Below are 22225 nucleotides of genomic sequence, written 5' to 3' on the forward strand. Positions count from 1 at the left end.
AGTCGGAGCGTGTGGTGGGCAAGGGCCCGCGTCAAGGCTCAGGGGAAGATGACACGTTGAGGGATATGGGTGGTCTCGCTGCCGGTGGTCTGCCCCTGGTCGGCGTTGCCCCAGCAATAGACGTTCCCTTCGGCCAGCGCGCAGGTGTGAAGGCTCCCGGCGGCAAGGAGCGTGACATCGGTCAGCCCGGCGACTTCGGTGGGGCGGTAGACGCTAAGATCCGGGTGTCCGCTGCGGTAGGAGGCGTTGTTGCCCCAGCACTTGATCACGTCCTGATGGAGCGCGCAGGCGTGCAGGTAGCCGGTGGCGATCAGGGTGACCTCGGAGGAGAGGCCGGTGACGATGTACAGGGTCGAGGTCGGCGGGGTGAAGTTGATGTTGACGCCCCGGTCATGGCCGGCCTGGCCGTGGACGTTGTGTCCCCAGCAGCGGGCGGCACCGTAGCGAAGCGTGCAGTTAAAGTCCTGGCCGCTGTCGAAGGTGCTGAGCTCGGAAAGGCCCAGGACGCGTCCGGGGTCGGGGTTGGGGGTCTCTTCGTTCAGGTTGAGGTCGTGTCCAAGTTGGCCCTGATGGTTGTTCCCGAAGCAAAAGAGCTGATCCCCCTGGATGGCGCAGGTGTGGTTGGCGCCGGCGCGCACCCGGGTCACGTTTTGATTGAGCGCGTCGACGAGGCGGGGTTCGGCCACGCGGTTGAGGTCATTGGCCATGCCGGCGGTGTCCGAGTTGCCGATTGCTCCCAGTCCGTTGAAACCAAAGCACTTGAGGGCACCGTTTTGAATGGCGCAGGTGTGGAGAGCGCCGGCTGCCACGTCGCTCACGCCCCGGTCAAGTCCGGATACGGCGGTCGGAGTGGGGGCCGGGATGTCGAAGTTGGCGGTGATGCGGCCGAGCTGGCCGTGGCTGTTGCTTCCGAAGCACTTGAGAGCGCTGTGTTGAACGGCGCAGGTGTGGTCATTGCCCAGAGCCACCGCGGTGACGCCGCTCTCCAGCCCGGGGACCAGGAGCGGCCGATCGGATTGTACTAGATTCTCCAGAGCTTGCCCGAGCTGGCCTTTTTCGTTGTATCCCCAGCAGTAGAGGGCGCCGTCGACAATCGCGCAGGTGTGGTACTGCCCGGCTTCCAGGGCGGTGATAGCCGGCGGATCGGCGTCGGCGTCGGCATCGAGGTCGGTGTCGAGGTCTGAGTCGTTGGTGTCGGCATCGAGGTCGGCATCGGCATCGAGGTCGGTATCGCTCGTGTCGGCATCGTCCGTTCCGGCATCGAGGTCGGCATCGTCCTCATCCACATCTGTTGCCAGCGTCGGTTGGCAGGCGCCGATGTTGCAGAACTCGCCGGTGAAGCAGTCGCTGTCGCTTTCGCATTGGGAGGGCGTGCACGCGGGAAGGGCGAGTGTGGCGAGGAGGCTCAGGAGCAGGGTACGCAGCGCGCGCGAGGTCGTGTACATGGCGGCCTGGAGGAGAGGGCATCGTCAGAGTGTCAGTTCAGATCAGTGATAGCGAGCACGGGGCCCGGGTTCAACCGGCATGGCGAATTCGTGTGGTAGAGGGTGTGTCGGCGGGCGAAGGAGTGGTGTGGGATTAAAGGCCCCGGGACCGACCGTTAGTGCGGAGTCGGAGCCCCGGGAGGCCGGAGTCTGCGTGGTTGTCGCGCGGATCAGGCTGTCCTAGAATTCGAGGCTGTCGTTCTGACCTTCTGAGGCGCCTGAGCGCTGAGCCGCGTAGCGAGCAGAGGCGACGCTTTCATCTGTGACCTGAGCCATGGTCCTTTATGCACGACGATACCAAGCTGCCGCCGCCCGACGACCAGGGTGCAGAGTCCGGGGACGTGGGTGTTTCGCAGGAGACGCCTGAGGGCGCGAGCGCACCTGTGACGCGTTCGGAAGATGGGCGCGCGGAGAGCAACATTTCGGGTGGGGACGAGGGGGCTGGAAGCTCTGGAAACCCCCAGGTCAGCGCCTCGTTGAGGGCGCTGGAGGTGCTGCTGCGTCGCACCGAGCGCGATCTTCGTCGCCCGATTCTGTTGGAGGGGGGGCTGTGGGCGGCCTCGGGGGCGCTGGCCGTGGCGTTGAGTGCGCTGGCGGTGGCGGCGATGTTTGAGGTTCAGGGGGCGCTGGTCGCGCGCTGGATGTTGGGCGTGGGCTTGAGCTCGGTGGCCATCAGCGCGCTGGTGGCCCTGGTGCTCTTTCGGGCGCGGGGACGCGGAGCGACGACCACCGCGCAGCTGATCCAGCGTCATGAGACGAGCTTTCGAAACGATCTGGTATCTGCGCTGGAGTTTGGTCGACGTCTGAGCGCCGAGGGAGGGCGCCAGGCGCTGGCCGCCGAAGGGGTGAGCGCCGGACTGGCCGCCGCCCATGTGCATCGGGCGCTGAAGTCGGCGATGGCCCGGGCTCGGGAGCAGTCGCTGGCGCATCTGGTTCCGGCACGCGATCTGCGCGCGCCGGCGGCGGCCGCCGGTCTGCTTATGGCGGTGCTTCTGGGGGTGACGGCCTGGCAGCCGGGCTGGACGCTGGGGGTGCTCAGCGGCGACCGGGTCGGGGCGTCGGTGGTCGGCGACCGGGTGCGGGTACGGCCGATTGTGGGGCAGATCGATGCGATCTTCGTGTATCCCGAGTACACCGGAATGCCGCGGCAGATGGCGCGGCTGGGTTCGGGTTTTATGGAGACGCTGGAGGGCACGAGGGTGCACCTGCAGCTGGGGCTGTGGCCGGAGGACTGGCAGAAGGTTGAGCTGGTGCGCCACTGGCAGAGCGATGCCGGCGAGGAGCAGGAGGTGCTCCCGGTGCAGCTCGGCGAGGGCCATCAGGGAAGCGTGAGCCTGACGTTAAAGGAGAGCGGGAGTTATGCGTTTCGGGCGGTAACGGCCGAAGGGGTACCGGTGGAAGACGGCGTTGAGCGCACCATTCGCGTGGTGGCCGATGCGCCGCCTCAGGTGCGTTTGACCTCGCATCAGCCCGGAGCGGAGCCCTTGATCGTGCAGCCCGATGATGTGCTGGAGCTCTCGGTGGAGGCTCTCGATGACTTCGGGTTGAGCGGGCTGAGTCTGGTGCATCAGTTTGGCGATGATGAACAGGGGGCGGAGCGTCAGTCGCTGGAGTTGAGCGAGCTGGCGTCGAAGCCTCAGGGGGTAGAGCATAGCCTGAGCTTCGATCTGGCCGAGCTGGCATTGCAGCCCAAAGATCAGGTCTTGATCTATTTTTCGGCCACCGACATCAACACGGTGACCGGCCCGGGGGAGGGGCGAAGCGAGGCGCTGGTGATCTATGTGGAGAGCCCGGAGGACCAGCATCTGCGCAACATCGCCGATCAGCAGGCTTTGCTGGAGGCGCTGCTTTTGCATCTGGCCGATGTGCTGGAGGCGCCGGTCGGGGAGCGGGTGGCTGAGGATGATGGGAGCTATCGCATGGAGGTGGCCGCCGGGCTGGATGCGGCTGCGCGCAGCGCGATCTACGAGCAGGGGGTGTCGCATCATCAGGCGCGCGAGCTGATCTTGAGTGAGCTTGAGGGGTTGCGCCAGCGGGTGGCCGAAGATCCGATGATGAGCGGGCGAAACGCCGCGCTTTTTGACGGGCTGGCCGCCCAGCTCAAGGGGCTTCAGACCGAGGGCAGCCAGCTCTGGGAGCGCTTGCAGGCGCGCTCGGAGCGCGGCGACCTGACGATGGGGCATGTACAGACGCTGGCCGACTTTAGCCTGCAGGTCGAAGACGAGTTGGAGAAGGCGCTTTTGCGTTTCGATGAGCTTCTCGCCCGGCAGAAGATGGAGCTTGTGGAGGCGACCGCCGAAGATCTCAAGGCGATGCGCGAGCGCTTGCGCGAGCTTCTGGAGCAGTACCGCGATACCGAGGATGAAGCGCTCAAAGAGGCGATCAAGCGCGAGGTGCAACGACTTCGTCAGCGTATGGCCGAGTTGATGGCGCGGATGCAGATGCAGATGGAGCAGCTTCCGCAGGATCACGTCAACATGGAGGCGCTGGAGCAGATGCAGATGGAGAGCGAGGCGCAGCAGATGGGCGATCAGCTGCAGTCGATCGAGGAGCTCCTGGAGAAGGGGGATATCGACGGAGCGCTGGCAGAGCTCGACCGCATGGACGAGCTGATGGAGGGGCTGAACTCGGAGGTGGAGCAGGGCATGGAGCAGGCCGCCCCGCAGGGGATCTCGGAGCTGGATCGGCAGATGGGCGAGCTGATGGAGGATGTCAGCCAGCTCCAGGAGATGGAGCGGGCAATCGAGCATGAGACGCGGGCGATGGAGGATGCGCTGGCCGAGGAGCGTCGCGAGTCGATCCAGGAGATGGTGGCGCCGGCGGTCGAGGAACTTTTGCGAAAGGTGGCCGAGCAGGAGCGCGATCTGGGTCGACTGGAGGGGCTGGCGTTGCCGGCGCGAGATTACGGGCAGGTCGAGTACAACGCCGAGCAGGTTGTGCGTTTGCGAGAGCGGCTTGAGCAGCAGGACTTGCAGCTGGCGCTGGAGGCCGCCGAGGTCTCGGAGCGACGCCTGCGTGGGATGCGCAGCACGTTGAGCCTCTCGGAGCGCTATGTGCGTGATGAGGAGGAGCGCCATGCACTTCGGCGCGCCCGTGGGACAAGCGACGGGTTGGCCGAGCGCGCCGAGGCGATCGTGACGATGTTGCGCGAGTTTATGCAGCAGGCCTCCGAGCGACGGAGTCAGGAGCAGGGCGATCAGCAGGAGCGCTACGAGGAGCTGGCCGAGCGTCAGCAGCAGGCCCGCGAGCGTGCCGAGGAGCTGCGCCAGAAGGTCGAGCAGACCGGGGAGCGCTTCCCGATGGTGCGCGACCAGGTGATGCCCTCGCTGGAGCAGGCCACCGAGTCGATGCAAGAGGCAGAGGAGCAGCTGCGGCAGGGCGAGGGGCAACAGGCACTGGATCGGGAGCGTTCTGCGCTTGATCAGCTCGGTCAACTCGGTGAGCAGATGCGTCAGGCGATGCAACAGGAGCGTCGTCAGCAGCGTCGTTCCGGGCGTCAGCAGAAGACCGAGAAGGTGGAGATTCCCGGGGAGTCGAGTCGGGAGGCTCAGGAGCGGCTGCGCCGTGAGATGATGGAGGGGATGCGCGAGGGGCGGCTGGAAGATTACGACTCGGAGATCGAGCGTTACTACCGGAGTCTGGTCGAGTGAAAGGAGAGCACGTGAGAGAACGCGCGAAGATCGTTTGGGCGGTGATGGTGGCGATGGCCTGTCTGTGGGCTGTGCCGGTGTGGGGGCAGAGCTCGCTGGAGGATTACCGTCAGGCCGAGGCGATGCTATCGGCCTGGCAGCTCGATGAGGCCCGCGAGGCGATCGACCGGCTCAGCGAGAAGGAGCCGGGGCTTGCCGAGGTTGACTATCTGGAGGCGCGCTACGCCTTTTACGACGGCGACTACGAGCGTGCGCTGGAGCGCATCGACAAGGCACTCTCGGCCCGCGAGGTGGGGAGCTGGCAGGCGTTGCGCGAGATCATCGCGGAGACGATCGCCGTGACCGAGAGTTACGCGCGCCACGTCAGCCCCTCGGGGCGTTTTGAAGTATTTATCGAGCCGGGGCGAGATGAGGTGCTTTTGCCTTATGCGTTCGAGGCGCTGGATGCGGCCTACGAGGAGTTGGGGGAGGAGTTGGGCTACTTTCCCTCAACGCCGATTCGTGTGGAGGTGTATCCTCGGACGGCGACGCTGGCGCAGGTCTCGATGTTGACCGATGAGGAGATTCGTACCTCGGGCACGATTGCGCTCTGCCAGTACAATCGCCTGATGATCACGAGCCCGCGGGCGGTGCTGCGCGGCTACGGGTGGGTGGATACGTTGATTCACGAGTACGTGCATTATGTGATCAACCGAAAGACCTACAACCAGGTGCCGATCTGGATGCACGAGGGGCTGGCGAAGTTCCTGGAGCGGCGCTGGCGCGGGGAGGATGAGGCGCAGCTCTCAGCGAGCTCGGAGCATCTGTTGCATACGCGTCTGCAGGCCGATGATTTGATTTCTTTTGAGGCGATGCATCCCTCCATGGCGAAACTTCCCAGCCAGGAAGATGCGGCGGTGGCCTTTGCCGAGGTGTACACGACGATGGAGTATCTGCGCGAGAAGGTGGGGCCGGGGGCGTTCGGAGAGCTGCTCGATACGATCAACGAGGGCTACGGGGCGCAGGAGGCTTTTGCGCGCGTGCTGGGAACGAGTTGGGGGCGTTTTGAGAAGGACTGGCGCGCGTATTTGCATACGCGGCCGGTGGTGGAGTTTGAGGATGAGGCCGAGCCCTTTGAGGAGCGGCTGGTCTTCGAGGATGAGCGCCGAAGTGGCGGGGAGCTCGACCAGGTGGAGGCTCCCGGGGCGCAGGATCACATCAAGCTCGGGCAGATGTTTCAGGTGCGCGAGAGGTTCGGGGCGGCGGTGGTGCAGTATGAGAAGGCCACGCGTCTGATAGGCCAGCGCAACCCGGTGTTGCAGGGGCGGCTTGCGCAGAGTCTGCTCGCTACCGGAGAGCCGCAGCAGGCGGTGGATGTGCTGGCGGAGGTTCGGGAGCTCTATCCCGGCTATGTGACGACGTGGCTGGAGTTGGGCAACGCATATCTGGCGCTGGGTGAGTATGCGCTGGCGCGGGAAGCGCTGGAGGAAGCCGCGCGGATCAACCCCTTTGACCCCGGGGTGCATCAGGGCTTAGGCCGGGCGTACTCCGGGTTGGGAGAAGGTGCGCAGGCCGAGCGGGCGCGTGGGGCGGAGCGGCTGCTCCAGTGATTTCAACTATTCAGGGAGTAGAATGGGGTTGGGGGCCTGACCCCGGGGCGCGCTTTGTCGGACTCCTGGTCGTGGCGAAGGCTGACCTCCGGTCACGAGACGTTCCCTGTTTATGCGGTGAAGAGAGGGTTGAGGGCTGACCCTCGGTCGATGGAAAAGCTGCCCCCCGGTCGATGGAAAAGCTGACCCTCGGTCGATGAAAAAGCTGACCCTCGGTCGATGAAAAAGCTGACCCTCGGTCGATGAAAAAGCTGACCCCCGATCGATGAAAAAGCTGCCCCCCGGTCGATGGAAAAGCTGACCCACGGTCAAAAGAAGTTCAGTGTTTATGCGGTTGAGAGAGGGTTGATGGCTGACCCCCGGTCGTTGAGAGAGCGACCGGGGGTTGGGTGTGTTTCGATGCTTGAAACGCCTTGAAACAAAACTTACCAGGGGATCACATTGCGGTGTTCGGCAAGCCCCCCCCAGTGTCCGGCACCGATGACGGCGAACGAGGCCACCCACCAGAGTAGGCCGCCGAAGCGGCGCCAGTCGGCGATGTTGTGGCGCGTGCCGTAGTCGTAGCTCAGGGCGGCTAAAGCGATCACCGCGAAGGCGGTGATGCCCAGCAGGCGATGGTGGGAGAGGCTGTCAGATCCGCCGGAGAGGCCCCCGGCGATGAGGCCCGAGAGCAGCGCCAGGGAGGTCAGGGCCAGGTTGGCCAGGCCGCCCCAGCGTAGCAGAGGGATGAGCGTGGGGGGCTCGTCGTTGCGCAGCGCGTAGGTCGCTGCGACGGCCAGGGCCATGGAGACGACGATGGGAAAGTGCAGGGAGAGGTGATGAAGGAAGGAGGGCCACATGGTTAGCTCCCCCGGTGCACAAAGGCGATGGTGACGCCGTCGCCGCCTTCTTCGCGCTCGCCGCGACGGAACTCACGCACGTAGCGAGACTGGGGGAGGTGGCCGCGTACCGCGCGTTTGAGGGCGCCGGTGCCGTGGCCGTGGATGATGTAGACGCCTTCGATGTTCTGGAGGTAGGCGCTGTCCAGGAAGAGGTCGAGCTTGTCGAGGGCCTCATCGGCGCGCATGCCGCGCAGGTCGACGGAGTTGTCGGAGGTCTGGGGCAGAAGTACAGCGTCGCCGGAGGGGGAGGCGGTGGGACCGGGGGCTGTGCGTTGGGAGTTGCCCGAGGAGGTGGGGCGGCCGCGGCGGTGGTTGCGGCGCTCAGACTCGCTGACGTGGAAGAGGTCATCGGTGTTGACGTTGACCTTCAGGTCGCCAAGCTGCACGCGGGCCTGGGAGTCGCCCGGGGTGTATTGCAGCACCCGGCCCGCGCGTTTGAAGGGGCGGCAGTAGACGGTCATGCCCTCTTCGAGTTCCTCGGGGGTGACCGGGCTTAAACCCTCGGGGCCGGAGCGCGGGGGACGGGTCTTTTCCTGGGCTTTCTCGACGGTGTCTTCGGCCGCTTTGAGGCGTTTTTGCATGGCCTGAAGTTCTTGCTCGGTGCGGTCGCCGGCCTCGACGGTTTTCTGGCTCTTGAGCGTTTTGAGTTCCTGGCGGATGCGCTCGCGGGCCTGACGCAGATCGTCGCGAAGTTTGCGGGTTTCGCCAAAGAGCTGGTCGCGATCTTTTTGCAGAAGCTCGGCGTACTTCTTTTTGTAGCGGGCCGCGCGGGTCTCGGCCTCGTGGCGGGTCTGGCGCAGGCGATCTTTTTCGAGGTGCAGCTCGCGGACCTGATCTTCGAGGCTCTCTAAGACTTCTTCGACGCTGTGGTGGTCCTGGCCCTCCAGGATGGCTAAGGCACGGTCGATAAGCGGCTGCTCCATGCCTAAGCGCGCGGCGATGCGCACGGCGAAGGAGCTCCCGGGGATGCCCATGGTCATCTGGTAGGTGGGACTGAGCGAGTCGAGGTCAAAGCCCATCGACGCGTTGGCGAAGTGGTCGCTCTGATAGGCCAGCGTCTTGAGCCCTTCGAGGTGGGTGGTGACCACGGTGGTGGTGCCGCGGCTGGCGAGGTTTTCGAGCAGCGCGACGGCCAGAGCGGCGCCCTGCATGGGGTCGGTGCCTACGAAGAGCTCATCGAGGAGGACGAGCGAGCGAGGGCCGCAGCGGTCGAGGAAGCGGTTGATGTTGGTGACGTGGCCGGAGAAGGTGCTCAGGTCGCGCTCAATGGATTGCTCGTCGCCCACATCGGTGTAGATCTGCTCGAAGAGGGGGATGGCGCTGCCCTCATCGGCGGGGATGGGCAGGCCGTGGCGGACCATCATGGCGAGCAGGCCGGTGGTTTTGAGCGAGACGGTCTTTCCGCCGGTGTTGGGACCGGAGACGATCAGCACGCGGCGCGGCGGGGTGATGGCGATGTCGTTGGGGACAGTCTCATTATGAGGGCGGCCGTCGGGAAGTTCGCCGGCGAGCTTGAGGAAGAGCAGGGGGTGGCGTGCCTGTCGAAGCTCCAGAGGGCCGTCGGTGAGCGTGGGGACCGTGGCGCGAAGTTTGCGGCTTAAATTCGCGCAGGCCAGCACCACGTCGAGGTAGGCCAGCAGCTCCACGTTTCGGAAGAGCGTGGCGGCGTGCGAGGCGACAAGGCCGGAGAGGCGCTTGAGGATGCGCTCCTCTTCGTCGGCCAGCTCGATCTGGGCCCAGCGCAGCTGGTTGTTGAGCTCGACGAGCTCGGTGGGCTCAATAAAGAGGGTCTGGCCGCTGGCGGAGTAGTCATGGACGATGCCCGGGACGTGCCCGCGGGCACCGGCGCGGATGGGGATAACGTAGCGATCGTCGCGCACGGTGACGTAGTCGTCGCGCAGGGCGTGGTCGAGCTCGCGGGATTTGAGCAGGCGGTCGACGCTGGAGGTGATGCGATCTTGCTGGTTTTGCACCGCGCGGCGAAGTTTGCCGAGGTCGGGGCTGGCCTGGTCGGAGAGGCGTCCGCCGGGCTCAATGGCAAAGGCCAGCGTGGAGCGAAGATCGCTCAAAGGATCGACGAGCGCGCCGATGGCGCTCAAGCTCGGGAGCTCGCCGGCGCGGCTTGCGAAGTAGCGGGCCACGCGGGCGGCGACGTCGCAGTTTCGGGAGATGGCTTCGAGATCGTCGGCGCGCAGAGAGCCCTGGCGGGTAACGTGTTGGAGAGCACGGCGGATCTCGCGCAGGCCGCCCAGGGGCGGGGCGTCGTCGGTTTCGAGCAGGGCCATCAGCTCGGCGCACTCCTTGAGTCGACGCTCGACCAGGGGGGCGGCGGGCAGCGGACGAAGCTCCTCGATGAGGAATTGCCCCTCCGGGGTGCGGGCCAGGCGGTGGAGCTCGTCGAGGAGCTCGGGCCATTGCAGATCGCGCAGCGACTTTTTGGGAATGTCGCGCTCGGTGGCGGCAGGCTCCTCGACCAGCGGGAGCAGCGTGGCCTTGAGCAGGCGCGCTGCATCGGGGGGAAGTTGGTCGAGGACGGCGTCGCAGGCCAGCGACGAGGAGGAGGCAGTCTCAGAGGTCATAGCGAGGCTGGGAGCGCTTGGGATGGAGGTAGGGGAAGGTGAGGGGTTTGCTACTGGGCCGGTGCGGTGGGCAGGAAGACGCGTACGCGGGTGCCCTGGCCGGGGGTGGATTCTACCGAGATGTCGCCGCCCATACCGGCGACCAGACCCTGGCAGACGAAGAGACCCAGGCCGGCGCCGTCGCCGATCCCCTGGGTGGTAAAGAAGGGCTCAAAGGCCCGGGCCAGGACGTCTTCGCCCATTCCGCGGCCGTTGTCACGGATCTCGAGTAAAACGCAGTCTTCGCGATCGCTGAGTTTGAGGGTGACGTCAATGCGGGCGTTCTCCGGGCTGAGATCGCTGACAGCATCGGCGGCGTTGTCGATGAGGTTCCAGATGGTCTGGACGACGCCGATCTCGCTGGCCCAGACCTGAGGGACGTCGTCGATATGGGTAATGAGGCGGGCGACCGGGAGGACGCGAGGCTCCGCGCGGCGGAGTGCCCAGGAGGTCAGGCGGGCCATGTCCAGGTGCTCGGCGCGGCTCTGGGCGGCGTCGGAGAAGGAGCGTAGATCGTCGATGATGGAGCGAACCCGATCGATGCCGGTTTGCACCTTGATGATAGCCTGCTGGATGTCGTCGACGGCTTCGGTCACGACGTGGTCGGCGGCGTAGGCCTGGTGGATGGCGACGAGCTCCTCGGTCACAAACTCGAGGTTGGCGAGCACGATGGCCAGGGGGTTGTTGATCTCGTGGGCGACGCCTGCCGCCAGGCTGCCGACGGCGGCCATTTTGCTGCTGGTGAGCACGCGCTGGCGCAGTCGGTGCAAATCGGTGACGTCAAAGATGGCGCCATCAAGGTAGGTGATCTGGTCGACGCCGGCGTAGACCGCACGGCCGCGCTCCCAGATATGGCGAATCGAGCCGTCGGCGTGAATCATGCGGTAGTGCAGATCGAAGGGCTCGTGCCGAGCTACGGCGCTGGTGATCTCGCTTCTGATGTCGGAGCGATCCTCGGGGTGGGTGACCTGTTCGAGGCTCGTGCGCTGCTCGGTGAAGTCGATGGCGGGGAGGCCAACGAGTTCTTCGATGCGCTCGGAGATAAAGATCGCGCTCCAGTCTTCGTCCATCCGGCAGCGGTAGACCACCCCGGGGAGGTTCTCGACCAGGGCGCGAAAGCGTTGCTCGCTCTGTCGCAGGTTGTTGCGTTCGCGGAAGGCAGCGGTGACGTCGCGCAAGATGATCAGGGCCCGCTCGGTGCTGATGGGGGCGATGCGCGCTTCGATGCTGGCAAGGTTTTGCTCGTGGGGGATGAAACACTCCAGTGTGACATTCTGCTGGAGGGTAAGCGCGTCGGTCAGCGCCGATTGAAGTCGGTCAGCGGTAGCGCGGGGAAGAAGATCGCGCAGGGTGTGGTCCTGAAGCGTCTCGGGAGGGTCTGCGAGCACCGCAGTGGGGCTGCCAGTGTGATGCGCGCGGATGGTCGCCCTTGAGTCCAGTTCCAGGACCAGGTCGGGGAGCGCGGCGAGGATGGTGGAGGCGCAGGTAGGATCTGCGGCCTCGGAGGCGTCGGTGTCGGGGTGTTTGCGGGCAGACATGATGAGCTCGCTGAGGGGCGTGTTCTGAAGCTGGAAGCCCTTGCCAGGGTTGAGAGGCGCGCACCCGGGAAGGCTGATGTGCTCGCCCCGGTGTATCGTAGCCGGGAAGTCCGCATAAAGTCGAGTTGACCGAGAGGTGAGAGTCCTGACGATCAGGCATCGGGGTAGGTGCGTCCCGCCCAGGTGAGCTGGCCGCGCAGGGTCTGTCGAAAAGAGTTAAGCGCGATTGCGATCAATGCCACTACACCCAGGGGGTGAAGTAGTACGCTCAGGGGAGGGTGCGAGAAGCGGATGGCGAGCAGAATGCGGTAGGTGAGGTTGAGCGCGACGGCGGCCAGGAGCGGGGTGGTCAGCGGAGCCAGGGCAGCGACCAACCCGCTGAGGGGGAGGAGAATAAAGGGCAGCACAAAGGCGCTGAAGTAGAGGGTGATGACCAGGAGGAGCAGGGCGGGGTTTTTGCCCATGCCCGGGTAAATGTTTTTGGTAAATCCCTCCCAGACCGAGGGGGCGTCGCGGTACATGCGGCAGCGGGCCAGATGGGTACCGTCGGCGAAGGCGACGGTCAGACCGGCCTCCTTGGCGCGACGGCCGAAGGCCATGTCATCGACCAGAGCGTTGCGGATGGCTTCGAAGCCGCCGATACGCTCGTAGGCCTGACGCGAGGTCATCAGGATCTGGCCGTTCATGGCCAGGAAGTCAGCGCGGCGGGTGTGGGGGATGAGCAGAAGAGGCAGCCAGCTTACGTAGGTCAGGTGAAGCAGCGGCAGGATGAGGTGCTCGAAGAAGGAGCCGGTGACCTGGGCGGGCACGGCGCTGACGACGTCGGCGTTATAGCGCTTCTGCCAGGCGGCAAGTCCGGTGAGGGCGTCGGTGAGGAGGCGAACGTCGGCGTCGATGAAGAGAAGTTGGGGGTGGGTGGCGTGCGTGGCGAGCTGGTGGCAGGCGTGGCATTTGCCGGCCCAGCCGGAGGGCAGCGGTTGCGCTCTGGGAATGCGAAGCGCGGGGAGCTCGCCGGAGAGCTTCTCGAGGATCTCGGAGGTGCGGTCGGTGGAGTGGTCGTCGTAGGCGATGATCTCGAGGTTCATCTCGGGATAGGCCTGCGCGGCTGCGGCCACGCTGCGAATGCAGTCTTCGATGTTGGCTTCTTCGTTGCGCGCCGGGATCAGCACCGAGATCGCAGGGGGTGGCGAGGCCGCTTTGAGGCGGCGCGGCCAGGTCAGCAGGTTGAAGATGCCGATGGTGGTGGCCAGGGCGATGGGGGCCAAAATCAGGGAGGTCAGGAGCACGGCTGGCCTGCGTAAAGATGGTCGAGAGGGTACGAGGAACCTTAACAACCGCGCCAAGATGGTCTCTGCATGCGATATGTCCAGTGAGAAGTGGCCATGGGGCGTTGCGGGCCAGGGGTGTTGCCGGGGCGGCGCATCGGGTAGAGAGAAGATGAGGAGGGGGCTTTGAGGAGAGGTTGAAGGTGGTTGAGGTTCGAGAGATTCGGGGAAGGACGAAGCCGGGGCGGCTTCGGATGCTGGATCGTTTTGTCGTTGCGCGTCTTTTCGATGAGGTCGCGATCGACTCTACGCAGGTCGTGGTGGATGTGGGATATGGCGAGGGGGGTTGGACAACCCGGGAGCTCTTTGAGGCGCTTTGCGAGGCGGCGGTAGCCTGCGAGGTGGTGGGGGTGGAGGTTGAGCCCGGGCGCGTCCAGGCGGCACAGGAGGTGGCCTGTGAGGGGCTTCGTTTTGTGGAGGGTGGGTTTGATCTTCTGCAGGTGGTGGGGCGAGAGGCGCGGCTAGTCCGGGCGATGAATGTGCTACGTCAGTACGGGCCACATGAGGTCGCGGAGGCGCATCGGGCCTGGGGGCAAGCTGTGTGTGAGGGGGGCTATCTCGTGGAAGGAACATGCGACGGGGAGGGGGCGATCGGCTCGGCGCATGTCGTGCAGAAGCGTCAGGGGCGTGTCGAAAAGGTGGGGCTGGTGATGTGGACGGACTTCTCCCGAGGGTTTGGCCCCTGGATGTTTCGGGATTGGTTGCCGGCGGATTTGCGGCGAGGTTTGAGGCCGGGGCGGCAGGTGAAGGGGGTGGAGATGTACGGGGTTTTGGAGCGGTGGGCGGAGCTTGCGGGGGAGGTTCGTCGGGAAGGTGTGTGTGGCAATCGCGAGGTGTTTGAGAGATCGCTTGCGAGGCTGTCCGACGAGGTCGGTGTGCTGGACGAAGGTCGGGCGTTGTGGGGCGATGGGATTGTCTATGTGGAGGGGGCGTGTATGTGATGCGTCGGTGGAAAAGGTGTTGTTTTTCAGCGGTTTGTGGTGGCGTGTGTGGGCGGCTTTTGGGCGGGGTGAGGCTGGCCGAGGGTCAGGGGGGCCGGTGGTGTGAGACGGACCGGGGGGCAGTAGAGTGAGAGGTGACGTGTGGAGCGGTTGAGGATGTCAGAGCAGAGCGGTGGGTCAGGGCGGATTCTGGTGAGCGCGTGTTTGCTCGGCCGGGAGGTGCGCTACGATGGGCGAGCGTCCGGGGTGGGGGAGGAGGAGGGGCGGCGCTGGCTGCGGCGTATGCAGGAGGAGGGGCGTGTGGTGATGGTTTGCCCGGAGGTTTCGGGAGGGCTGGGGGTGCCAAGGCCGCCGGCAGAGCTTGTGGGTGGGGATGGGGAGGCGTTCTGGCGCGGGGAGGCGCGAGTTTTGACGCGCGATGGCCAGGATGTGAGCGCGGCGTTTGAGAAGGGGGCGCAGGTGGCGCTGGAGTTGGCGCAGCGTCACGGCGTGTGCGCCGCGGTGCTCAAAGCACGCAGCCCCTCGTGTGGAGGGGCTGCGGTGTACGACGGGAGTTTTCAGGGGCGCCTGGTAGCCGGCCAGGGGGTGAGCGCGGCGCTCTTACGACGTGCCGGCATCCAGGTCTTCAACGAAGAGGAGCTGGATGCGGCGCGTCGGTTTGTGGCGCATCTTTTGGGGGATGCGCCACGCTAAGGCTTAGACACTCTGACCGCTGGGGCCACTCTTGACCAGCTGCAGCTCGAACTGCCCCACCGATGCGGCGCCGAAGCTGGTGACGACGACTTTGTAGGTGCCCGGGGTGAGCTGACGGTTGATGCGGGAGTCGGTGGTCTGACCGTTGTCGTCGTTTTCTTCGATGAGCTGGTTGTTCTCGTCGAGGAGCACCAGGTAGGTGTCGAAGGCATCGGAGCTAAGATCGATCTGGAGCTGAGAGGTCTCTTCGACTTCAAGGGTGTAGACCTTGCCGACGCCGGGGCGATTGGGAAGGTTACTGTCGTTCGGGAGAATGAAGCTGGAGAAGGAATCGCCGGGGGCCACCGAGGTGCGATCGTCAAGCGTGATGAACTCGGTGATCAGCGAGTAGGGTCCGGAGGGACGTTCGGCGATGGAGCTTGCGACCAGGGTGTACTCACCCGCTTCAAGTTGCTGGACGATGCGGGGGTTGAGCGCGCCGGCGGAGTCGTCATCTTCGGCCACGACTCGCCCGGTGCTGTCGAGCAGGTAGAGGTAGGCGTCAAAGTTGGAGGCCTCCATCTGCAGGCTGACCGCGCTGTCCTCCTCGACGGTAAAGGGGAAGGCGAAACCAGGGCGGCTGGCCGCACCGTGCACCGCAGGCGCAAGGCCATAGATGCCGCTGTAGGGCTCACCGAAGAAGAACTTCTCGGAGAGCTGGGCGCTCTCGGTGGCAACATCCAGGATGAAGGCGCCCTGGCCCTGGCCCTGGTAGGAGTTGACCAGGATATTGTAGGTGCCAGCCGGGAAGAGCGAGAGAATGTGCGAGTTTGTGGAGGCCGAGACGGCCCGGCCGGCAGCGTCGTCGTTTTCCGCCAGAAGTTGAGAGTTTTCGGCGTCGAGGACGCTCAAGTAGGTGTCAAATTCGGTGGAGCGGGCGCTGATGTTGAGCAGAGTTTCTTCTTCGAGGGTGAGGGTGTAGGAGGCTGCCGGCACACCACTGATGGGGTGGGCGCTCATACCCTGGAAGAGGTAGCCGGCGGCGGATCCGGGAAACTCCACGTCATCCTGTACCGCGAGAAGCGAGGTCTCCAGCGAGAAGCTGCCGCTGCCCCCGGCGCTCTGGCTGGAGAGGACGATGAGGTAGGTGCCGGCGGTGGGAGCCTGGGTGATGAGGCGAGCCTGGGAGTCGGCGTTGGCCTGGTTGAGGGTGGTGGCCAGAGGGGTGTAGTCGGGGGCAAAGACGGTGAGCGCGGGGCTGAAGCCGTTGGCCGAGGACTTCACGCGCAGAACCTGGCCGGCGTCGAGCTTGACGGCGTAGGTGGTGTAGCGCGAGCCGTTGTTGGGGCTGATGACGCCGGAGGCGCTCAGGGTGCCCGAGGTGCTGTCGTCGGCACCAATGGAGCTCAGGTCATTGGTAAGGAAAGGACCCGAGGAGGAGGAGGCGCAGGCCGCGCTGAGCGAGGTGCAGAGGGTCAGGGAGAGACCGAGCAGAGAGTTTTTGGCGAGGCGTGATGAGAGCGAGAAAGACACAGCGAACTCCGGGAAAACAAAATTCAGGGATGACGAGACGTCAAAGACCATCGAGACGCGGGACTATAGTTGAGGTTGCGTGCGCATAAAAGGGCAAGGTTGGAGGGGGCAGATGCGATGTTGTCGGTGGCGGTCAGGGAGGGATGGATGTGCCGGGCTGAGGCGGGAGTCGGGGGGGAGGTGAGCCCTGTCCTGCTCGGAAAAACATCAACCGGGGGGATGAGGAGGCCCCCGATCGCGATGGTGGGGCGACCGGGGGATGGGGCGATCAGAGCCGCGGCGGCAGGGGTTCGGACTGATGTTCACCGCGGATGCGGTTCCAGCCGAAGCGAATGGCGTCGCGGAAGAGGGGCCAGGGGCCGGTCTCCCGGGTCTCCCAGCTCTGGTGAGCCATGGGTTCGACCTGGTCCCAGGTGTGGTCTTTGTAGCGGGGCTCTTCGGCCAGGGCGACGCCGTAGCGGTAGGCCAGGACGAAGTCCTCGTAGGCGTAGCGGCTGTCGGCGAAGTTGCGCTGGTAGTGCTCACGGAAGCTGCTGTCGAAGCGGGAAACATCATTTCGGGAGGGGGGGCGCCCTGAAGTGTCCTCGCCGATCGAGCTTCCCGCGTAGCGAGGCGCATGGGTGGTACTCTGGGTTCCGGAGGTCACCTCGCTGCTGTGTGGAATGCTTGAAGAGGTTTTTGGGGGAGCGTTTGAGGTTGATGCGATGGGAGGCTCGTCATGGAGCGAGGAGGTGGAGATGCCCTCGGATTTGGCGCTCTCGATGAGGCCACCGGCGTGTTTCTGGCCGAGTTTTTTTGGGGGGGAGGTGCGTCCTGTGAACGCGTGCCTGTCCATGATCTGGCGGGCGGTGTGGGCGAGGCTGTCGTCGTGGAGGTCGACGATGATCAGATCGTAGCCCTGACGCACGCCGCTGGCGTAGCGGCGGGCTTCGTCTTCGGTGATGCCGCGTGCTGTGAGTTCGTTGAGGGACTTTTTGGCGTCTCTCTGGCTGTCTTCTCGACCGGAGAAGAGGCCTTTGAAGAGCCCGTTATGCTCGGTGCCCGGGGAGGCGATGTGCTCGATGTGGCGTCCTTTGACGCCGGCATCTTTGAGCGCGTCGATGGTGTCTCGGGCGTGTTTGTCGTTCGCGTAGAGAGCAAGTATGAGGGTGTTCATAAGTGCCTCATAAGACGGGGGAAGTCTGGGTTTTGTGGCGCGCTTCGGAGCCGTTGGGCTAAATGTGTGCGCGAGGTGAAGAAGGCATAATGATTGGAGGCAGAGGCCGGCGGGGAATCTGTGCGCGGGGGGCCTGTTTGACCGGGGGCGACGCCCGTGCTAGTCGGGGCCGAGCGAGGTGCCCGAAATTGGCAGGGGTACCGTCGACGATGGTGGCCGCCGGGTGGTGGCGTGAACAGTTAGCGAGCAGGAACAAGGCGATGATCACAACCTCTGGCGTGATGGTGAACTTCAGCGGGCAGCCGCTCTTTGAAGATGTGAACGTGAAGTTTCTTCCGGGGAACTGCTACGGGCTCATCGGGGCGAACGGCGCGGGGAAGTCGACGTTTTTGAAGGTCCTTTACGGGGAGCTTGAGCCCTCGGCGGGGGTGGTCAGCATCCCCTCGAACCTGCGTATGGCCAGGCTGGAGCAGGATCAGTTCGGCTATGACGATGACGCGGTGATGGACGTGGTGCTGCGTGGCCATCCGCGTTTGTTTGAGGTGCATAAGGAGCGCGAGGCGCTCTACGCCAGCGCCGAGTTCAGCGAGGAGGACGGTGCGCGGGCGGCTGAGCTTGAGATGGTCTACGCCGATCTCAACGGGTATGAGGCCGAGGCCGAGGCGGCCATTTTGCTGGCCGGTCTGGGCGTGGGTGATGAGGAGCATCACCGCCGTATGGGAGATCTGGAGGCGGGTCAGAAGGTGCGCGTACTGCTGGCGCAGGCGCTCTTTGGCAAGCCCGATATTCTTCTGCTCGATGAGCCGACGAACAACCTGGATGTGCACACGATTGCCTGGCTGGAGGACTACCTGCAGCGGCTGGAGTCGTTGGTGATCGTGGTCAGCCACGACCGCCACTTCTTGAACAATGTGTGCACGCATATCGCGGACATCGATTTTCGGCGCATCCGCATCTACGCGGGGAACTACGACTTCTGGTTGCAGGCCGCCGAGCTTGCGTTGCAGCAGCGTCGCGATGCGCAGAAGAAGGCCAGCGATAAGGCCAAAGATCTCAAGGCCTTTATTGAGCGCTTCAGCTCCAACGCGTCGAAGGCGCGTCAGGCGACCTCGCGTAAGAAGTTGCTCGACCAGCTTACGCTCGATGATCTTCCGATCTCCACGCGTAAGTATCCGCATATTCACTTCGGGTATGAGCGCGAGTGCGGCAAGAAGGTGCTGTTGCTTGAGGACATCAAAAAGTCGATCGATGGCGAGGAGCTGCTCAACGGGTTTAGCCTCAATGTGCAGGCCGGCGATCGTATTGCGTTTGTGGGGCCGGACGGACGTCCGCGCACCACGCTTTTCCAGATTCTGGCCGGGGAGCTTGAGCCGGACAGTGGGAATATGGAGTGGGGGAGCACGATCACCAGCGCGTATTTCCCCAAGGAGAACGACGCGTATTTTAAGGATGTGGAGCTGAATCTGATCGACTGGTTGCGGCAGTTTACCGTCGATATGCACCTGGAAGATGTGCGGGGATTTCTGGGGCGGATGCTCTTCAGTGGTGAGGACACCAAGAAGAGCGTGAAGGTGCTCAGCGGTGGGGAGAAGGTGCGTTGCATGCTCTCGAAGATGATGCAGGTGGGGGCAAATCTGCTGATTCTGGATGAGCCGACCAACCACCTGGATCTGGAGAGCATCACGGCGCTGAACAAGGGGATGCAGGCCTTTAGCGAGAATAACGTGATCTTGTTTGCCAGCCATGACCGTGAGCTTGTGCGTACGGTGGCCAACCGGATCATTGAGATGGGGCCGAATGGGCATCTGGATTTCTACATGCCCTTTGATGAGTACGTGACCAGCGAGCGGGTGGCCGAGGCGCGGCGCGAGCTTCACGGTGCGGATCTGGGCCTCTAAGGCGGTCGGGCGTGGAGAGGGGAAGCCGGTTGATGCCGGAGGTCGCGCGGGGGGCGGCCTCCGGTTTTTTCGTTGTATTTCGGTAGATTGCGTTGTGGTCTGACTGTTGGTTGGGGGACATTGATGTGGGCTATGGCGGTGCGGGGGCCTGAGGCTGACCCGGGGTTGTGGTCTGGGCTGAGTCGAAGTGGCCGGAAGTCGAGGAGTGGTGAGGCGAAGGGTGATGTGAAGATGTCGATGAAGTCCGTTGGAAAGGTTGCGCGGCGAGGGTCTGAATGACGTATCAGCGACGGAGCCGGGTGCGTTGACCAATGTCATACACGCACCTACATTGCGGCGTGGAGGTCGGGTTTGAACGAAAGCGGAGGCTGGATGCGCGTTTTTTTCAACGTCGGGGTGATGTTCGTGGTGGTCGTGGTCGCGGCGGGCTGTCAGTCAGGAGAGCCGCGGGATGTCGCGGTGAGCTACCTGGAAGCGATGCGCGATGGCGAGATGCGGGAGGCCTGGGAGCGGGTGCGGGCAGAGGACCAGGCGGCGATGCCGCTGGCAGTGCTCAAGGCGCAGGGGGAGCAGGCGGAGTCTCAGGTTGAGGCGATGTCGGGGCGAGTGGGGTTTGAGGTGCTTGGGGAGGAGGCGATCTCGGAGGAGGAGGTCGTGGTGCGGGTGGATGTGGTGATGGATGGAGCGTCGAGCGGTCAGGTGGAGGAGGTGCGTCTGTGGAAAGAGGCGCAGGGGTGGCGTGTGGATACGGACTGGTCGGAGCGGCAGGCCGGGGTGTTGGATCGTCCGGAAGAGGACGTCAAAGAGCCCTGATATGGGCGAGGCATGTCGGGCAGCCAGTGCATCATTCCGACATCAGGGCGCAGTGAGGACCGGGAGAATCCATGGGCGATTCAAAGCAGTACCATGCGGTGTTGGTTCACGAGCTTGAGCAGGCGGGTCTGGATGACTCGTGTGCTCCGGGCGAGGAGGCATGGCGGGCGTTCCTGGGGCGTGTCTCGCGTCGTCTGGATGAGGCGTATCAGGGAACGGTAATCCTGGATGAGCGTTTCGATAAGATGATTCGCCATGCGGTCGATCCCTTTTTTTTGCACGACACCGACGGTCGGGTGATTGAGGTCAATCACGCGGCGTGTGAGATGCTCGGGTATACGCGCGAAGAGTTGTTGGGGATGGGGGTGGCGGACTTCGAGATGGATCTTGCACCGGGGGCGATCTGGGATCGGATGCGGGTCGATGAGGTGTTTACGGTGGAGGGGCGCCATCGGAGCAAGGATGGTCGGATGTATCCGGTGGAGACGCGGGTGGGAGCGTTTATGGCGGGGGGGGCGTAAGGTGATTCTGGCACTGTGTCGGGATGTGAGCGAGCGGGTGGAGCGCGCGCATCAGCTGGAGGAGCTGAATCAGGCTCTGGAGCGTGCGCGCGACCAGGCGGTGATGGCGAGCGCGTCGAAGAGCGCGTTTCTGGCAGATATGAGCCATGAACTGCGCACGCCGCTCAATGCGGTGATCGGTTATTCGGAGTTTGTGCTGGAGCAGATGCAGGATGAGGGGCCGGTGCGCTACCGTGACGATCTGGAGCGAATCCGTGTGGCCGGCCAGCATATGCTCTCGCTGATCAATGACGTGCTCGATCTCGCGAAGATCGAGGCCGGGAAGTTGGAGGCACGGGCTACAGAGTTTGATCTCTGTGAGCTTTTAGGTGACGTGGAGAGTACGGCGGAGCCGCTGGCGATGGCCAATGGCAATCGGTTGGAAGTTCGGTGTCCGCCTGACGCGTTCGCGATGCATACCGATGCGACGAAGTTGAGGCAGATTTTGCTGAATCTTCTGGGGAATGCCTGCAAGTTTACCGAAGGGGGAGAGGTCGGAGTGCGGGCGATGTCGACCGAACCCGGGTGGGTGGAGTTGCAGGTGTGGGATACGGGTGTGGGGATGAGCAAGGAAGCCCTGGGGCGGGTGTTTGGGGCGTTTGAGCAGGCCGACGAGGAGACCGAGGAGCGCTACGGAGGAACGGGACTTGGGCTTACTTTGACCGAGCGTTTCTGTCGTCTGCTGGGGGGGCGAATCTCGGTGCGGTCGCAGCCGGGAGAGGGCACGGAGTTTCTGGTGAGAATACCGCAGGAGTTGCCGACGCTCAGCGAGGCTTGATCCAGGGCGATTGAGGGGGGAGGTGGCGAGCCGGCGCTGCTTTCAGCGTTGTGGCGCTGGGGGGGAGTGCATCGTAGTGGGAGGCGCGCACGAGGCTAGCCTCGCGCGCGTTGTGTTCTGTGTGTGCTCGGCGGGTTCATTTCGTATGTGCATCGGTCCTGTGCACTCTGCGGCGATGATTCAAGCGCGAGAGAGCGCGGTTTTGGCGAGCGCGGGGGCGCTTAGTTTCCTGGCACAGGCAGAGAGGTCGCCGGGAGAAGAGCATGAAGAGCGAAGATCAGATTGAGGCGATGGACGACCCCCCGGAGAATGGTGCGGAGAAGCGCACCGATTATGCGTACGAGCGCACAGTGCAGGCTTCGAGTCGTACGCTGATGGCGGGATCTCGGACGTCGATTGCGATGATTGCGTTTGGATTTACGATCTTTAAGTTCTTTGGCTATCTGGAGCAGGGACAATCGGAGATTCTGGGGGAGGTGCCCTCGCGGGGGCCGGCGAATGCGGGGTTGTTGCTCTTCGGGGTGGGGATGACCGTGCTTCTGCTCTCGGTGGTGGACTATGTGCGGGATATGTATCGGCTCAGCGGTCGGGAAGGTGAGCGATTTCCTTATACGGCGTCGCTGGTGGGGGCGGTGTTGTTGCTGGTGTTGGCGGGGCTGGTGCTGGTGAACCTGCTGACGGAGGTGGGGCCGCTGTAGGATGCGGGGATTTGAGCGAGGGTGGGGAGTTGACCGTGGGTCAGTGTGTTCGACCGTGGGTCAGGGGTTCGACCGTGGGTCAGTGTTTTCG

Annotated in this window: 16 protein-coding genes; 9 read left to right on the forward strand and 7 right to left on the reverse strand. The window is 64.2% G+C overall.

The annotated features are described in order from the left end of the window. Window positions 1-38 precede the first annotated feature (38 nt). Entirely contained in the window at window positions 39-1445 is a 1407-nt protein-coding gene (locus tag EA187_RS16570; protein ID WP_127780985.1) for an RCC1 domain-containing protein, read from the reverse strand. Between the two features lie 323 nt (window positions 1446-1768). Between EA187_RS16570 and EA187_RS21000 the strand changes: the two genes are divergently transcribed. Next, window positions 1769-5134: a DUF4175 family protein gene (locus EA187_RS21000; RefSeq protein WP_127780986.1), complete on the forward strand. Its 3366-nt coding sequence runs from the start codon at window positions 1769-1771 to the stop codon at window positions 5132-5134. A gap of 11 nt (window positions 5135-5145) precedes the next feature. Beyond that, on the forward strand, window positions 5146-6723 hold the full coding sequence (locus tag EA187_RS16580) for a peptidase MA family metallohydrolase (protein WP_127780987.1): 1578 nt from the start codon (window positions 5146-5148) through the stop codon (window positions 6721-6723). Between the two features lie 425 nt (window positions 6724-7148). On the opposite strand, the gene EA187_RS16585 is transcribed toward EA187_RS16580, so the two are convergent. The 4 genes from EA187_RS16585 to EA187_RS16600 form a co-directional block, all read right to left on the reverse strand. Beyond that, complete coding sequence (locus EA187_RS16585) at window positions 7149-7562, reverse strand: hypothetical protein (protein WP_127780988.1); 414 nt, start codon at window positions 7560-7562, stop codon at window positions 7149-7151. A gap of 2 nt (window positions 7563-7564) precedes the next feature. Continuing rightward, window positions 7565-10183 carry an endonuclease MutS2 gene (locus EA187_RS16590; protein ID WP_127780989.1) on the reverse strand — a complete coding sequence of 873 codons (2619 nt, stop codon included), beginning with the start codon at window positions 10181-10183 and terminating at the stop codon, window positions 7565-7567. A gap of 50 nt (window positions 10184-10233) precedes the next feature. Beyond that, window positions 10234-11760, reverse strand: coding sequence for an ATP-binding protein (locus EA187_RS16595; RefSeq protein ID WP_127780990.1), 1527 nt, complete (start codon window positions 11758-11760; stop codon window positions 10234-10236). A gap of 152 nt (window positions 11761-11912) precedes the next feature. Further along, window positions 11913-13046 (reverse strand): glycosyltransferase family 2 protein, encoded by a 1134-nt coding sequence (locus tag EA187_RS16600; protein ID WP_164856342.1) that lies wholly within the window; start codon window positions 13044-13046, stop codon window positions 11913-11915. A 182-nt stretch (window positions 13047-13228) separates the two neighbouring features. Here EA187_RS16600 and EA187_RS16605 point away from each other — a divergent pair, with 182 nt between their 5' ends. Continuing rightward, window positions 13229-14026: a methylase gene (locus EA187_RS16605; protein ID WP_127780992.1), complete on the forward strand. Its 798-nt coding sequence runs from the start codon at window positions 13229-13231 to the stop codon at window positions 14024-14026. 156 nt (window positions 14027-14182) lie between these two features. Then, entirely contained in the window at window positions 14183-14719 is a 537-nt protein-coding gene (locus EA187_RS16610) for a 2-thiouracil desulfurase family protein (protein WP_127780993.1), read from the forward strand. Between the two features lie 3 nt (window positions 14720-14722). Here EA187_RS16610 and EA187_RS16615 read toward each other — a convergent pair whose 3' ends face one another. Together EA187_RS16615 and EA187_RS16620 are read right to left on the reverse strand one after the other, a co-directional pair. Next, window positions 14723-16231, reverse strand: coding sequence for a DVUA0089 family protein (locus EA187_RS16615; protein WP_164856343.1), 1509 nt, complete (start codon window positions 16229-16231; stop codon window positions 14723-14725). Between the two features lie 268 nt (window positions 16232-16499). Then, on the reverse strand, window positions 16500-17387 hold the full coding sequence (locus EA187_RS16620) for a hypothetical protein (RefSeq protein WP_127780995.1): 888 nt from the start codon (window positions 17385-17387) through the stop codon (window positions 16500-16502). Window positions 17388-17647: 260 nt separating this feature from the next. Between EA187_RS16620 and EA187_RS16625 the strand changes: the two genes are divergently transcribed. The 5 genes from EA187_RS16625 to EA187_RS16645 all read left to right on the forward strand — a co-directional run bounded on the left by EA187_RS16625 (window position 17648) and on the right by EA187_RS16645 (window position 22134). Continuing rightward, the gene (locus tag EA187_RS16625; protein WP_127780996.1) at window positions 17648-19285 is read left to right on the forward strand and encodes an ABC-F family ATP-binding cassette domain-containing protein; all 1638 of its coding nucleotides are present in this window, start codon (window positions 17648-17650) and stop codon (window positions 19283-19285) included. Between the two features lie 351 nt (window positions 19286-19636). Continuing rightward, complete coding sequence (locus tag EA187_RS16630; protein WP_127780997.1) at window positions 19637-20098, forward strand: DUF4878 domain-containing protein; 462 nt, start codon at window positions 19637-19639, stop codon at window positions 20096-20098. 71 nt (window positions 20099-20169) lie between these two features. Next, window positions 20170-20619, forward strand: coding sequence for a PAS domain S-box protein (locus EA187_RS16635; protein WP_127780998.1), 450 nt, complete (start codon window positions 20170-20172; stop codon window positions 20617-20619). A 1-nt stretch (window position 20620) separates the two neighbouring features. Continuing rightward, complete coding sequence (locus EA187_RS16640) at window positions 20621-21436, forward strand: sensor histidine kinase (RefSeq protein ID WP_164856344.1); 816 nt, start codon at window positions 20621-20623, stop codon at window positions 21434-21436. A 263-nt stretch (window positions 21437-21699) separates the two neighbouring features. Then, on the forward strand, window positions 21700-22134 hold the full coding sequence (locus EA187_RS16645; RefSeq protein WP_127781000.1) for a YidH family protein: 435 nt from the start codon (window positions 21700-21702) through the stop codon (window positions 22132-22134). Window positions 22135-22225 lie beyond the last annotated feature (91 nt).

It is taken from the genome of Lujinxingia sediminis (genome assembly GCF_004005565.1).
GTDB classification, from domain to species: Bacteria; Myxococcota_A; Bradymonadia; order Bradymonadales; family Bradymonadaceae; genus Lujinxingia; species Lujinxingia sediminis.